The sequence below is a fragment of the Paraburkholderia sp. J10-1 genome (genome assembly GCF_905220165.1).
Taxonomy (GTDB): domain Bacteria; phylum Pseudomonadota; class Gammaproteobacteria; order Burkholderiales; family Burkholderiaceae; genus Paraburkholderia.
Map to the genome: position 1 here is coordinate 33,281 of NZ_CAJMYW010000033.1, position 14,405 is coordinate 47,685.

Here is a 14,405-nt window from a genome sequence, read left to right on the forward strand (position 1 = left end):
GCTTTTTGTTTGAGGAAAAACAATGGCTCGTATTGCAGGGGTTAACATCCCGAACCACCAGCACACTGAAATCGGCCTGACGGCAATTTTCGGTGTTGGCCGCACGCGTTCGCGCAACATCTGCGTGGCCGCCGGTGTGCCGTTCAACAAGAAGGTCAAGGACCTGAACGACGCGGATCTGGAAAAGCTGCGTGAGGAAGTGGGCAAGTTTGTCGTCGAAGGCGATCTCCGCCGTGAAGTGACGATGAACATCAAGCGCCTGATGGACCTCGGCTGCTACCGCGGCGTGCGCCATCGCAAGGGCCTGCCCCTGCGTGGCCAGCGTACGCGTACCAACGCACGTACGCGTAAGGGTCCGCGCCGCGCAGCACAGTCGCTGAAGAAGTAAGCGGAACTGAAAGTTACAGGAAAACGTAATGGCTAAGGCTTCGAACAACTCCGCGGCGCAACGCGTTCGCAAGAAGGTTAAGAAGAACGTCGCCGAGGGCGTGGTTCACGTTCACGCGTCGTTCAACAACACCATCATCACGATCACCGATCGTCAAGGCAATGCACTTGCCTGGGCAACGTCGGGCGGTCAGGGCTTCAAGGGCTCGCGTAAGTCGACCCCCTTCGCAGCTCAGGTCGCAGCCGAATCGGCTGGCCGTGTTGCAATGGAATACGGCGTCAAGAACCTCGAAGTGCGGATCAAGGGCCCCGGTCCTGGCCGCGAATCGGCGGTGCGCGCGCTGCATGGTCTTGGCATCAAGATCACCGCGATCTCCGACGTGACGCCGGTCCCGCACAACGGCTGCCGTCCGCCGAAGCGCCGCCGTATCTAAGGCGTCGTTTGAGCCGAACGCCTGAGCCGCCGGAAACGGCGACCCAGGCTCTCGGCGTTATTGAATTGACTAAGCCCACCGTTCGGCTCAAAGGGCCGGACTAGCGCGATACCGCGGGTTTTCCCACTAAGGTTTCGCGTGATCAATTATCGAAGGAAAGCAACGTGGCACGTTATATCGGCCCGAAGGCCAAGCTGTCCCGCCGTGAAGGCACCGACCTCTTCCTGAAGAGCGCACGCCGCTCGCTCGCCGACAAGTGCAAGCTTGACAGCAAGCCGGGCCAGCACGGCCGCACTTCGGGCGCCCGTACGTCCGACTACGGCACGCAGCTTCGCGAAAAGCAGAAAGTGAAGCGTATCTACGGCGTGCTCGAGCGCCAGTTCCGCCGCTACTTCGCAGAAGCTGACCGTATCAAGGGCAACACCGGCGAAAACCTGCTGCAACTGCTCGAGTCGCGTCTCGACAACGTCGTGTACCGCATGGGCTTCGCATCGACCCGCGCTGAAGCGCGTCAGCTCGTGAGCCACAAGGCTCTCACGCTGAACGGCGTCGTCGCGAACATCCCGTCGATGCAAGTGAAGGCAGGCGACGTCGTTGCGATTCGCGAAAAGGCGAAGAAGCAGGCGCGTATCGTCGAAGCCCTCTCGCTCGCAGAGCAAGGCGGCATGGCAGGTTGGGTGTCGGTCGACGCGAAGAAGTTCGAAGGCACGTTCAAGGGCATGCCTGAGCGCAGCGACATCGCTGGCGACATCAACGAAAGCCTGATCGTCGAATTGTATTCGCGGTAATCGGATTGACGGCCGGGGTAACCTCTGTGCTTCGCGCAGGAGGCGGCCTCGGCCGTTTTTTTCAGGTTGTTGCCATCTCAGCCTTATCGGTGTAACGAGCCGAGGGTATTGAAAAGGAAAACCTATGCAAACCAGTTTGTTGAAACCCAAGATCATCGCTGTGGAATCGCTCGGCGACAACCACGCGAAAGTGGTCATGGAGCCGTTCGAACGCGGTTATGGCCACACCTTGGGTAACGCGCTCCGGCGCGTGCTGCTGTCGTCGATGGTGGGCTACGCGCCGACCGAAGTGACGATCGCAGGCGTCGTGCACGAATACTCGACGCTTGATGGTGTGCAAGAGGATGTGGTCAACCTGCTGCTGAACCTGAAGGGCGTTGTTTTCAAGCTGCATAACCGTGACGAAGTGACGGTTACGCTGCGCAAGGAAGGCGAAGGCGTTGTCACCGCTGGCGACATCGAACTCTCGCACGACTGCGAAGTGATCAACCCGGAACACGTGGTTGCGCACCTCACGAAGGGCGGCAAGCTCGACGTGCAGATCAAGATCGAGAAGGGCCGTGGCTACGTGCCGGGCAACGTGCGCCGCTATGGCGACGAGTCGGCCAAGATCATCGGCCGTATCGTGCTGGACGCATCGTTCTCGCCGGTTCGCCGCGTGAGCTACGCCGTGGAAAGCGCTCGCGTTGAACAGCGTACCGACCTCGACAAGCTCGTGATGAACATCGAAACCAACGGCGTGATCTCGCCTGAGGAAGCGATCCGCCAGTCGGCGCGCATCCTCGTGGATCAGCTGTCGGTGTTCGCTGCACTGGAAGGCACGGAAACGGCGGCGGAAGCCCCGTCGCGCGCACCGCAGATCGATCCGATCCTGCTGCGTCCGGTGGACGATCTCGAACTCACGGTTCGCTCGGCGAACTGCCTGAAGGCCGAGAACATCTACTACATCGGCGACCTGATCCAGCGCACCGAGAACGAGCTGCTCAAGACCCCGAACCTGGGTCGCAAGTCGCTCAACGAGATCAAGGAAGTGCTCGCTTCGCGCGGTCTCACGCTCGGCATGAAGCTCGAAAACTGGCCGCCGGCTGGTCTCGACAAGTAATGTATGTGGCACGGACGCGGATTTTCCTTTAAAATCCGCGTCTTGCCTTTTTCACGTACCGGCCCGTGCTTCGGTAGTCGCGAAGCGATAGAAGAGCTGGACCAAAACTTTGTTTCAAGGAAATTGAAATGCGTCACCGTCATGGTCTGCGGAAACTGAACCGCACGAGCAGCCACCGTCTGGCAATGCTCCGTAACATGTCCAACTCGCTCATCGAGCACGAAGTCATCAAGACGACGCTGCCGAAGGCGAAGGAACTCCGTAAGGTTGTCGAGCCCCTCATCACGCTGGGCAAGAAGCCGTCGCTCGCAAACCGTCGTCTGGCATTCAACCGCCTGCGCGATCGTGACTCGGTCACGAAGCTGTTCGACGTGCTCGGTCCGCGTTTCGCGAACCGCCCGGGCGGCTACCTGCGTATCCTGAAGTTCGGTTTCCGTGTTGGCGACAACGCACCGATGGCACTGGTCGAACTGCTCGATCGTCCGGAAGTCGCGGAAGAGAACGTCCAGGAAGCGGAATAAGCTTTCAGTCGCTTGACGCAGTTGTTGACTGCGGATCGAGCGGCACGCAAAAAAGCCAGGCCTAGCCTGGCTTTTTTGCTTTTGGCTCCGCCCGATTGCACGCAGCGCCACCGAATGCCGCTGAGTTTGATGTACCGCGACCTCGATGCGGAACCGTCAACGTATAGTCAGGCACGAATGCAGCTGCTATTGAAAGCGGAGGAGACCGTGTCTTATTTTTCTCGAGATTTATTCGGACAACTTAAGATGTTGTGCGCGGTGGGTTTGCCTCATCCGCGGAGTACTCGCGGCGCGCGAATACGATCCTCGGATCCTTCAGTCGCTCGACTCGTCGCAGTGCTTTGCGCGCTGACCGCTGCCATGTCACTTGCTGCTTGCAGTGGCTCCGACGACAGTAGCGCAGGCGCAACCCAGGGCCAGGCGCAACGGATCGCGTCAAGCCTGAAGCTCAGTGTGGCCATCGACACGAACGACGCGACCCAGAGCGGTGTTTCCTGCGCGAACCTTGGCGCGGATTGGGCGAGTTGTGCGCGTGGCCGCCTGATCCTCGAGAATCTGGGAACAGAACGCGTGAGCGCAGGCGGTTGGGCGCTCTACATGCACAGCATCCGGCGCATACTCGCGATCGACAACGCTGCGATTTCGTGGCGCCACATTACGGGCGACCTGTACGCGTTGTCGCCCCAGCGAGGCGCATTCTCGCTGGCGCCGGGTCAGCGTATCGAAGTGCCCTTCGTGGGCGAGTACTGGTACCGGCGCTATAGCGATGTGTTGCCGCGCGCCTATGTCGTGGTCGACGGCGCGGCGCCGATCGTCCTCAAGGCGAACAATACCGACGACGAAACCCAGTATGTCGAAAGCCTGCCGCCCAGCCCGGATAGCGCGGCCGCTTTCCTGCAGACGCCCGCGCAGGTTCAACGTGCGCGTGCTGAGTCTTCGCCACCTTCCGCCGAACGGATTGCGGCGCGAGCGATTCCCGCCGTTGTGCGCGAGCAGGCGGGCGATGGTGACGTCCAGATCGGCGGGGTGGCGCTCGGGTTGCCGGATTTACCGGGCGGGCAGCTTGCCGCGCTGCAGGCACGCGCATCAGCGCTCGGCTTGACGGGAGCGTCCATGCAGATAACGGGCCGCCTCGCGCCCAACACGTTGCCAGCGGACATCGCGGTATCGGGGGGCTATCGGCTGATCATCGCGCGAGATGGGGTGGCCATTGACGCTTTCGACGCACCGGGCCTTTACTACGCCGTGCAGACCCTGTTCTCCCTGACTCCCGCTGGGGGCGGTCGCGTGCCGGCACTGACCATCGAAGACGCGCCTCGCTACACACATCGCGGGATGATGGTCGACCTCGCGCGCAACTTCCGCCATCCTGCGACCCTGCAGCGCCTCATCGACCAGATGAGCGCCTACAAGCTCAATCGCCTGCACCTGCATCTGTCCGACGACGAAGGCTGGCGCATCCAGATTCCCGGCTTGCCGGAGTTGACCGACATCGGCGGACAGCGTTGCCACGATCCCGGCGAAACCCGGTGCCTCATCCCCCAATTGGCCTCTGGGCCAAACAACGAATCGGGCGGCGGCTACCTGAGCCGCGCCGAATACATCGCGCTCGTGCGCTATGCCGCCGACCGCTTCATCGAGGTCATCCCGGAAATCGATATGCCAGCGCATGCTCGCGCGGCGGTGGTGTCGATGGAGGCGCGCTATCGCAAGCTGCATTCGCAGGGCGACGAACAAGGCGCCAACGAGTATCGTCTGCTCGATCCTCAGGACACGTCGAATATTACGTCGGTGCAGTTCTACGACCGACGGACCGATCTGAACCCCTGTTCCGACGGCGCGCGCCGCTTCGCAGGCAAGATCATCGGCGAAATCGCCGCCATGCATCGCGAGGCAGGCGCGCCGCTCTCGATCTGGCACTTCGGCGGCGACGAGGCAAAGAACATTCTGCTTGGCGCCGGCTTTCAGGCGCGCGACGGCGGCGATCCCGCCAAGGGGCGCATCGACCTTGCCGCACAGGACAAACCATGGGCACGTTCGCCATGGTGCGCCGCGCTGATTCGACAAGGCAGGGTGGCGTCGGTCGACGAATTGCCCACGATGTTCGCGATCGACGTCAGTCGGCTCGTGAGCGCCAACGGCATTGGTGCGATGGCGGCGTGGCAGGACGGTCTCAAGCACGCCAGCGGTCCACAGGACTTCGCCACGAACAGTGTGATGGTGACGCTCTGGGACACGCTCTTCTGGGGCGGCGCGGATACCGCGCAATCGTGGAGCCAGAAGGGCTACCGTGCGGTCCTCGCGCTGCCCGACTACCTCTACTTCGACTTTCCTCACACGATCGATCCGCATGAGCGCGGTTACTACTGGGGTTCGCACGCAACGGACAGCTTCAAGGTCTTCTCGCTTGCCCCCGATAACCTGCCGCAGAACGCCGAGATCATGCCCGATCGGGATGGCAATCCGTTCGAGCTGACGGGTATGGGCGCCGCACCGCGCGTCGAAGGCATGCAGGGCCAGGCGTGGGGCGAGGTGATGCGCAACGATCGGCTTTTCGAGTACATGGTGTATCCGCGGCTGCTTGCGCTTGCCGAGCGGTCCTGGCACCGTGCACCTTGGGAACTGCCTTATCGGGCTGGCGAGCGCTACAAGCTCGGCGACACCGACAAGGTCGACAAAGCCGCTCTGGCGCGGGACTGGGCCGAGTTCATGAGCGTGGTGCAGGCGCGCGAACTCGCGAAGTTACAGCGCTCGGGAGCCGTGGTGCGCACATCGCTCAGCCTCTCGGGAACCTGAGCGGTGGTGTAGTGCGCCCGGCGGCCCACAAAGTACCGGATCGCATGCACCTCACGCGGCAGGGACATCAACGGGCGCGCAGCACGCGCCGGTCGGGGCGGTGGTAGCATCACGTCTTGCCTCAAGCCCTTGTTTTGAAAGAGGGCGCAGCCGGAGTTCGTCGTGACCCTCAATGTGACCCTGATGCTGACCACGGTGCCCGACGAGGGCACCGCCGAAAAGCTCGCCTCCGGGGCGCTCGCGCAGCGTCTCGCTGCGTGCGTGACGCGCCTTGGCGCCGTGCACTCGCAGTACCACTGGCAGGGCAGCATCGAGTCAGGCAACGAGATTCAGCTGCTCTTCAAGACGAGCCTCGCCCGCGCGGCCGAGCTCGAACAGTTCATCCAGACCCAGCATCCCTACGAAACGCCCGAGATTCTCTCGTGGCAGGCCACGGCGTCGAACGCCTACGGTCAATGGGTCAATGCCGAGACTCAGCGCACCCTACATGTCTAACCGCTTCGATCGGCGCCCCCGCGTCGCGCCGTACGCCTCGCTGTCCGGCTTCCTCCTGCTCGTCTGCTGCGTGCTGCCTCTGCTGTTCGGCACTTCTCTCGCGCGCGCCGCCGACGATGACTTTCTGCCGCCCGATCAGGCCTTCACCTTCAGCGCGAGCGAAGCGCCGGGCATGGTCGATGTGCATTTCAAGATCGCAGACGGCTACTACATGTACCGCGAGCGCTTCGCTTTCGCCGCGCGCAACGGGACGGCCGAACTGGGCGAGGTGCAAATCCCGCCCGGCCACATCAAGTTCGATCCGACTTTCCAGAAGAACGTCGAGACCTATCGTGGCGAGCTGACGATTCACGTGCCGGTGCAGAAGGCGAGCGGTCCATTCGATCTCGCGGTGACGTCGCAGGGCTGTGCCGATGCCGGCATCTGTTATCCGCCTGCTGAGCACGTGTTCCACGTGAGTGGCGCGGCTTTGCAGGCCGCTACGGCTGGCCAGAGCACCGTTCCGGGTGCGGCACGCTCGACGCCCACGCCCCTGACGCAATCCAACGCAGCGCCCGCTGCTGGCGACACCGGGGAGCCCTGGTACGAGCGCGCCACGAGCGCCGACTATGCGCAGTCGTTGCTTCAGGGCGGCGGCTTTTTCGCCGTGGTCGGCCTGTACTTCGTGGCCGGCATGGTGCTGAGCCTCTTGCCCTGTTCGTATCCGATGATCCCGATCCTTTCGGCGATCATCGTTGGTGAGGGCGTTCGCGTCACGCGCTCGCGTGGCTTCGCGCTCTCGTTCGTCTACGTGCTCGGCATGGCGCTCGTCTACACGGTGCTGGGCATCGCCGCTGCGCTGGTCGGGCAGAGCCTGGGGGCGTGGTTGCAAAATCCGTGGGTGCTCGGCGTGTTCGCGGTGCTCCTGGCAGCGTTCGCGGTCATGTTGATCGCGGGCTACGACATCGCGCTGCCGCAGCGCTGGCAGGATGGCGCCTCGCGCGCCACGCAGGGCCGCTCCGGCGGCAAATTTGCGGCGGTCGCCGTGATGGGTGCACTTTCCGCGCTCGTGGTGGGCGCCTGCATGACCGCGCCGCTTTTCGCGGTGCTCGCCTTTATCGCGCACACGGGCAACGCCGTGCTGGGCGGCGCAGCGCTCTTTGCGATGGGCTTGGGTCTTGGTGTGCCGCTGATGATCCTCGGCCTCGGCGCGGGCTCGCTGCTGCCTCGCGCGGGCGCATGGATGGATGGCGTGAAGGTATTCTTCGGCGTCGTGCTGCTGGCGGCCGCGCTGTGGATCGTCTGGCCGGTGCTCGGCGCCACCGCGCAGATGCTGCTCGCCGCCCTCTGGCTGCTGCTCGCGGCCGCCGCGCTTGGGCTTTTCACGCCGAACGCGGGTGCGGCCAACGTCTGGCGCCGCCTCGGGCGCGGTCTCGGCGCGGCGTTCGCAATCTGGGCGGCGACGCTGATCGTCGGTCTTGCGGCGGGCTCGACCGATCCGCTGCGTCCGCTTGCGGTGCTTGCCGCGCGCGTGGGTGGTGCGAGCGATGTTGCCGCAACCGGCGCGGCGCAGTCCGCCGGCGCCAGCGCAGCGAACGCGCTGGTCTTTGCCCCCGTGCGCTCGCCGGCGCAACTGGACGCGGCGCTCAAGACAGCGGGCAAGCCGTCGATGCTCGACTTCTACGCCGACTGGTGCGTGAGCTGCAAGGAGATGGAGAAGTTCACGTTCAGCGACCCTCGCGTGCAGGCACGCCTCGCGGAACTGGGCCTGATGCGCGCAGACGTCACGGCCAACAATTCCGACGATCAGGCGCTGCTCAAGCGCTTTGGACTCTTCGGACCGCCTGGCATCATCTTCTTCGATACGCAGGGCCGGGAAGTGCTGCGCGTGGTCGGCTACGAAAACGCCGACCGCTTCCTCGCGCGTCTCGATCGCTTGACGGCACCCGCGCCGCAGACGCAGGGAGCGCCTTCGGCCTGATCGGGATCTGCGGTATTGCGCGAGCAAAAAACAAAAAGGCACGTCCGCAGACGTGCCTTTTTTCATGCAGTGCGCGCGGCGCTTACTTCTGTGCGCGCAGCAAACGAGCGGCGTCGAGCGCGAAATACGTGAGGATGCCGTCGGCGCCCGCGCGCTTGAACGCGAGCAGCGATTCCATCATCACCTTGTCGTGATCGAGCCAGCCGTTCTGCGCGGCGGCTTTGAGCATGGCGTATTCGCCGCTCACCTGATACACGTAGGTCGGGAAGCGGAATTCGTCCTTCACGCGGCGCACGATGTCGAGGTACGGCATGCCGGGCTTCACCATCACCATATCGGCGCCTTCCTCGATGTCGAGGCGCACTTCACGCAGCGCTTCGTCGGAGTTCGACGGGTCCATCTGGTAGGTCATCTTGTTGCCCTTGCCCAGATTCGACGCCGAGCCCACGGCGTCACGGAACGGTCCGTAGAACGCCGAAGCGTACTTGGCCGAGTACGCCATGATGCGCGTGTGGATGTGGTTCTCGCTCTCGAGCATCTCGCGGATCGCACCGATGCGGCCGTCCATCATGTCCGAAGGCGCGACGATATCGACGCCCGCTTCGGCCTGCGCGCGCGCCTGCGCGACGAGGATCTCGATGGTTTCGTCGTTGATGACGTAGCCGTTCTCGTCGAGCACGCCGTCCTGGCCGTGGCTCGTATACGGGTCGAGCGCGACGTCGCAAAGCACGCCGAGGTCGGGGAAGTGCTTCTTCAGCTCGCGCACGGCGCGCGGAATCACACCGTCGGGGTTCGTTGCCTCGATGCCATCGGGCGTCTTGAGCGCCGGATCGACAACAGGGAAGAGCGAAAGCACGGGAATGCCGAGTTCGACGCACTGCTCGGCGACGCCCATCAGCAGATCGATCGACACACGTTCGACGCCGGGCATCGACGGCACGGCTTCGCGCACGTTGTTGCCCGCAATGACGAATACGGGGTAGATCAGATCATTCGTGGTGAGGAGGTTTTCGCGCATCAGACGGCGCGAGAAATCGTCACGTCGCATGCGGCGCGGACGATGATGCGGATAGAAGCTCATGTCGGCGGATATCTTGAAACGGGATGGGTCCCGGGAGCGCAGGAAACTTTTCGGGACAATGGTATATCATACCGATCGAGCGAGGCGCCTGGCGCCGAGCTCCCCGCTTCTCCTCCCTGAGCGGGTGCCTGTCGTTTTTCGATAAGGCTGTTTAACCCGCCGGAAATCACGGCGGGTTTTTTTATGTGCCGCGGACTTGGCGTGGCAAGGCCCCGACGCGAAGACCCAAAAGGGCGTTTGCGCCTGGCGTCGGTGCGGTCTGTGTGCGGTAACGCACATAGCACGGCGAAAGCCGCGCCTGCGTTGCGAAAAGATCTGACGAAAACGCGTGAAACGCCCGAGTGTGTGGGCTTTTCGACGGCTGATGGCCTGCCTGGAGCGACGGGCCAGCGGTGCTATTACGCTTGCGTGTTGGTCTCGCCGAGCGATTCCTGCGGCACGATCCAGCTCTCGATCACGGCGTGCGCTTCGTCGAGCCCCACGCGCTTGAGCGCCGAAAAAAGCTGGGCGCTCAGCTTCCCTTCATAGCCTTGCTTGCTGTACTCGTCGAACGCCTTGTTCGCCGTGCGCAGCGCGAGCACGCTTTCCTGACGCGTCAATTTGTCGCACTTCGTGAGGAGTGCGTGGATCGGCTTGCCCGTCGGCGCAAACCATTCGACCATGCGGCGGTCGAGGTCGGTGAGCGGGCGGCGGGCGTCCATCATCAGGATGAGGCCCGAGAGTTGGGCGCGCGTTTGCAGGTACAGCGAGAGCAACTGTTCCCAGTGCGCCTTCGCGGCTGCCGGCACTTCGGCGTAGCCGTAGCCGGGCAGGTCGACGAGATAGCCCGCGGGGTCGTCCGCGGGGCCGACCGAGAAGTAGTTGATATGCTGGGTGCGGCCCGGCGTCTTCGAGGCGAAGGCGAGCCGTTTCTGGTTGCACAGCAGGTTGATGGCGGTGGATTTGCCGGCGTTCGAACGGCCGGCGAACGCAACCTCGGGCCGCGCCGTAGCGGGCAGGTCGCGCATATGGTTCACCGTCGTGAAGAAGCGGGCTTGGTGCAGCAGGAAGGCCATCGGAAAAGGACCACAATATGAAACAACGCGGCGGGTGGCCCGCCGGGCCCGGAGGCGCCCGGGATGGAATCTGGGATATCGGGGGCAGGCCCGACTGGCGCGGAGCTGCCTTGCGCGCTATTGTACAATGCGATGGTTTACTGAATACCAGTGAGGCCAGCGCGGGCCTTTCGAGGTAGATCGGTCGCTGTCGTCCATTGCAGAACCTGATTCCCACAAGACGAAACAAGGTGCGCGAATGAATCGACTGGGCAAGTGCTTGAAGGTGTTCGAGAGTGCGATAGCGTCGGGTCTAACAGCGGGTTTATTCATGATGGCGGGGCACGCAAGCGCGGCGGATCAGGGAACGCCGGCCAAGCCCGACCTCGCCCGGGGGCAAGCCATTGCCGCACAGGTGTGCGCGGCCTGTCACGCGGCCGACGGCAACAGCACCGGCGGCGCCTATCCCAAGCTTGCCGGCCAGCACGCCGACTATCTCGTCAAGCAACTCAAGGACTTCAAACCGCAGCCCGGCGGCAAGCCAGCGGCGCGCGCGAACCCCATCATGGCGGGCTTCGCTGCGGCGCTGTCAGACCAGGATATGATCAACGTGGCGGCCTGGTTCGCCTCCCAGACACCCAAACCCGGCTACGCGCGCGACGCGAAGACCGTGCCGTTCGGCCAGTCGATCTGGCGTGGCGGTATCGCGGACAAGGGCGTGCCGGCGTGTGCGGCGTGCCACGGACCCACGGGCCAGGGCATTCCGATCCAGTATCCGCGGCTCTCGGGCCAGTGGTCGGAATATGTCGTTGCACAGCTCAATGCCTTCCAGCAGGGCACGCGTAACAATAACGATCCGATGCGCACCATCGCGCACCGGCTCTCGGACGACGAAATCAAGGCCGTCGCCGATTACGCGGCCGGCCTGCATTGAGCGTCATAGGCCTGCCGCCTGTTTGATCGGGCGGCCGGCCGAAAAACAAGAAAAGGGTGAGGGCGTCGTCATGCAGGCGGCGCGCCTGCACCCTTTTTTGCTGTAGCGCCTCATCAGCAAGAAGCCGGCAAGAAGCCGGCAAGAGCGAAAAGCGGAGTTTGAATGAGCGTCACCACGCAGGGTTTGCAGTTGAATGTTCGCCAGAAGGCAGTGAAAAGCGCTGTCGAACTGATCAGTTCGATGCGCTTCGCGATTGCGCTGCTCGTTGTGCTCGCCATTGCGAGCATCATCGGCACGGTGCTCACGCAGGATGACCCGTACCCGAACTACGTCAATCAGTTTGGCCCCTTCTGGGCCGACATCTTCCGCTCGCTGAGCCTCTACACGGTCTACAGCGCGTGGTGGTTCATGACGATTCTCGGCTTTCTCGTCGTGTCGGTCTCGCTGTGCGTGATCCGCAACGCGCCGAAGATGCTCGCGGACATGAAGAGCTGGAAGGACAAGGTCCGCGAAGGCAGCTTGCGCGCGTTCCATCACAAGGGCGAGTTCGCAGTGGAGGGCGCCACGCGCGCACAAACGGCCGCCACGCTCGGCAAGCTGGCGCAGCGCATGGGCTACAAATTCGTCACGCGCGAGTCCGACGGCGCCACGCTCATCGCGGCCAAGCGCGGCGCGCTCACGAAGATCGGCTACATCTTCGCGCACCTCGCGATCGTGATCATTTGTCTTGGCGGCCTGCTCGACAGCAATCTGCCGATCAAATTCCAGATGTGGCTCTTCGACAAGACGCCGATTCGCAGCAACACGGTCATCAACGACATACCGCCCGAGCACCGGCTCTCGCAGTCCAACCCGACCTTCCGCGGCTACGCCTGGGTACCGGAAGGCCAGTTCGTTTCCACGGCCATCCTGAACCAGCCCGACGGCTCGCTGATCCAGGACTTGCCGTTCTCCATCCAGCTCAACAAGTTCATCGTCGATTACTACTCGACCGGCATGCCCAAGCTCTTTGCGAGCGACATCGTCGTGATCGACCACAAGACGGGGCAGCGCATTCCCGCGCGCATCGAGGTGAACGAGCCATTCGAGTACGACGGCGTGTCGATCTACCAGTCGAGCTTCCAGGACGGCGGCTCGCAGATGTCGATGACGGCGTGGCCCATGTCCGGCGCAAGCGCGAAGAGCTTCCCGTTCGGCGGCACGATCGGCAATTCGGCGCCGCTCGCGCTGCCCGCCGGCCAGACGGTGCCGGGCGTGGATGGGCAAACCATCGAATTCGCCGACTTCCGCGCGATCAACGTCGAAAACATCTCGAACGGCAGTGGCGCGAACGACGCGCGCGGCGTGGCGCACCAGTCGCTCAAGGAGGCGTTCGACGAGCGTCTCGGGTCCGGTGCGAAGAGCTCAAAGCCGCTCGATCTGCATAACGTCGGCCCTTCGGTGCAGTACAAGGTGCGCGACAAGGACGGCCAGGCGCGCGAGTACAACAACTACATGCTGCCCGTGGACGTGGGCGGCGGCGACCGCATGTTCCTCGCCGGCATGCGCGAGAATCCCGACGATCCGTTCCGCTATCTGCGCATTCCCGCCGACAGTGGCGGCACGCCGAAGGAGTGGATGATGCTGCGCGCGGCCTTCGAGGACCCCGCACTCCGCGCGCAGGCGGCAAAGCGCTTCGCCGCGCGTTCGGTCCCCGCCTCGAACAGCGAACTGCAACAGCATCTCGAAGACAGCGCAGAGCGTGTCTTGACCCTTTTCGCGGGCGCAGTGCCTCCGCCGACAGGTGCGACGGCAGCTGCGGGCGCCGCCGGCGGCTTCCAGGCCGTGGCCGCCTTCATCGACAAGTCGGTGCCGAAGGATCAGCAGGAAAAGGCGGCGAGCCTTCTGCTGCGCATGCTGGAGGGCGCGACGTGGGACCTCTGGCAGCTCGCGCGCGAGCAGGCCGGCGAACCCGACCTGAAGCCCGACGCCGACGCCGCGCGCTTCGTACAAGACTCGATCAACGCGATTTCCGACAGCTTCCTGTATGGATCTCCCGTCTATCTACAGCTCGATTCATTCAAGCAGGTGCAAGCTTCGGTATTTCAGTTGACGCGCGCGCCGGGCAAGAAAGTCGTGTATCTTGGCAGCCTGTTGCTCGTGCTCGGCATCTTCTCGATGTTCTACGTGCGTGAGCGGCGTCTGTGGTTCTGGTTGAAGGACCGCAAGGGCCAGGATGATCAGGACCACGGCGTCGACGTCATCATGGCGATGTCGACCGCCCGCCGTACCCTCGACTTCGAGAAGGAGTTCGCCCGTACCCGCGACGCGGTTGGCCGTGCGCTAGGCGCGGCGCCGCAAACCGGCGCAGCGAGCGATGCGGGCGACACGAACGGCAGCGGCAAGGACCGTGCGCCCTGATCCACGCACGCGATGACAGCCACTCACGATCAATACCGGTAAGCCCATGGACTTGTCTCAGGTTTCCTCTTCCGCGAAGGCCCGCCGCGCCGAACGTGCTCAGGTGGCCAATGCCGCTCACGCGCACGGCGCCGCGAGCGCACACGATCCTCTCGCCGACGCCCTGTTCGACGAACGCCCCTTCCTGCGCCGCCTGAGCGTGGTGGACTGGCTGTTCGCGCTGGCGCTCGTGGCAGGCGCAGGCTTCGCGCTCTCGCGCTATCACGCGCACATGAACTACTACGACAAGCTGGTGCTCTGCGGCACGACGCCGGCGCTCGTCGTGCTGGGCTGGCGCTGGAAGCCGGCGCGGCTGCTCATGGCGGGTATCGCGGTGCTCGCGCTGTTCGCGATCCAGATCTACCAGGGCGACCTCGCGCGCGCCGACCAGGCCTTCTTCCTCAAGTATTTCCTCTCCAGCCAGTCGGCCATCT

The 14,405-nt window shown here is 63.7% G+C and carries 12 protein-coding genes and 1 pseudogene; 11 read left to right on the forward strand and 2 right to left on the reverse strand.

Features of this window, described 5'->3' with window-relative positions; genetic code table 11:
* Positions 1-22 precede the first annotated feature (22 nt).
* From rpsM to dsbD, 8 genes are all read left to right on the forward strand, one after another.
* Positions 23-388 (forward strand): 30S ribosomal protein S13, encoded by a 366-nt coding sequence (rpsM, locus tag U5A65_RS39785; RefSeq protein ID WP_028213337.1) that lies wholly within the window; start codon positions 23-25, stop codon positions 386-388.
* Positions 389-416: 28 nt separating this feature from the next.
* Positions 417-821, forward strand: a complete 405-nt coding sequence (gene rpsK / locus U5A65_RS39790; RefSeq protein WP_006052224.1) for a 30S ribosomal protein S11 — start codon at positions 417-419, stop codon at positions 819-821.
* A gap of 164 nt (positions 822-985) precedes the next feature.
* The gene (rpsD, locus tag U5A65_RS39795) at positions 986-1,609 is read left to right on the forward strand and encodes a 30S ribosomal protein S4 (RefSeq protein ID WP_158758789.1); all 624 of its coding nucleotides are present in this window, start codon (positions 986-988) and stop codon (positions 1,607-1,609) included.
* Between the two features lie 124 nt (positions 1,610-1,733).
* Positions 1,734-2,711: a DNA-directed RNA polymerase subunit alpha gene (locus U5A65_RS39800; protein WP_027819335.1), complete on the forward strand. Its 978-nt coding sequence runs from the start codon at positions 1,734-1,736 to the stop codon at positions 2,709-2,711.
* A 128-nt stretch (positions 2,712-2,839) separates the two neighbouring features.
* Complete coding sequence (gene rplQ / locus U5A65_RS39805) at positions 2,840-3,232, forward strand: 50S ribosomal protein L17 (RefSeq protein WP_027797304.1); 393 nt, start codon at positions 2,840-2,842, stop codon at positions 3,230-3,232.
* 360 nt (positions 3,233-3,592) lie between these two features.
* Positions 3,593-6,028 (forward strand): family 20 glycosylhydrolase, encoded by a 2,436-nt coding sequence (locus U5A65_RS39810; RefSeq protein WP_321949595.1) that lies wholly within the window; start codon positions 3,593-3,595, stop codon positions 6,026-6,028.
* Positions 6,029-6,211: 183 nt separating this feature from the next.
* The gene (gene cutA / locus U5A65_RS39815) at positions 6,212-6,523 is read left to right on the forward strand and encodes a divalent-cation tolerance protein CutA (RefSeq protein ID WP_199272101.1); all 312 of its coding nucleotides are present in this window, start codon (positions 6,212-6,214) and stop codon (positions 6,521-6,523) included.
* Positions 6,516-8,483, forward strand: a complete 1,968-nt coding sequence (gene dsbD, locus U5A65_RS39820; protein WP_321949596.1) for a protein-disulfide reductase DsbD — start codon at positions 6,516-6,518, stop codon at positions 8,481-8,483. The genes cutA and dsbD overlap by 8 nt, the downstream gene beginning before the upstream one ends.
* 82 nt (positions 8,484-8,565) lie before the next feature.
* Here dsbD and hemB read toward each other — a convergent pair whose 3' ends face one another.
* Both hemB and yihA read right to left on the reverse strand, forming a co-directional pair.
* Positions 8,566-9,564 (reverse strand): porphobilinogen synthase, encoded by a 999-nt coding sequence (gene hemB, locus U5A65_RS39825; RefSeq protein ID WP_321939836.1) that lies wholly within the window; start codon positions 9,562-9,564, stop codon positions 8,566-8,568.
* 398 nt (positions 9,565-9,962) lie between these two features.
* Positions 9,963-10,619, reverse strand: coding sequence for a ribosome biogenesis GTP-binding protein YihA/YsxC (gene yihA, locus U5A65_RS39830; RefSeq protein ID WP_321939835.1), 657 nt, complete (start codon positions 10,617-10,619; stop codon positions 9,963-9,965).
* A 238-nt stretch (positions 10,620-10,857) separates the two neighbouring features.
* On the opposite strand from yihA, the gene U5A65_RS39835 reads away from it, so the two are divergent.
* From U5A65_RS39835 to U5A65_RS39845, 3 genes and pseudogenes are all read left to right on the forward strand, one after another.
* A complete protein-coding gene (locus U5A65_RS39835; RefSeq protein WP_321917564.1) occupies positions 10,858-11,532 on the forward strand; it encodes a c-type cytochrome in 675 nt (224 codons plus the stop codon).
* A 162-nt stretch (positions 11,533-11,694) separates the two neighbouring features.
* Positions 11,695-13,932, forward strand: coding sequence for a cytochrome c biogenesis protein ResB (locus tag U5A65_RS39840; RefSeq protein WP_321949597.1), 2,238 nt, complete (start codon positions 11,695-11,697; stop codon positions 13,930-13,932).
* 46 nt (positions 13,933-13,978) lie between these two features.
* Positions 13,979-14,405, forward strand: a pseudogene (locus U5A65_RS39845) (c-type cytochrome biogenesis protein CcsB); the annotation flags it as partial.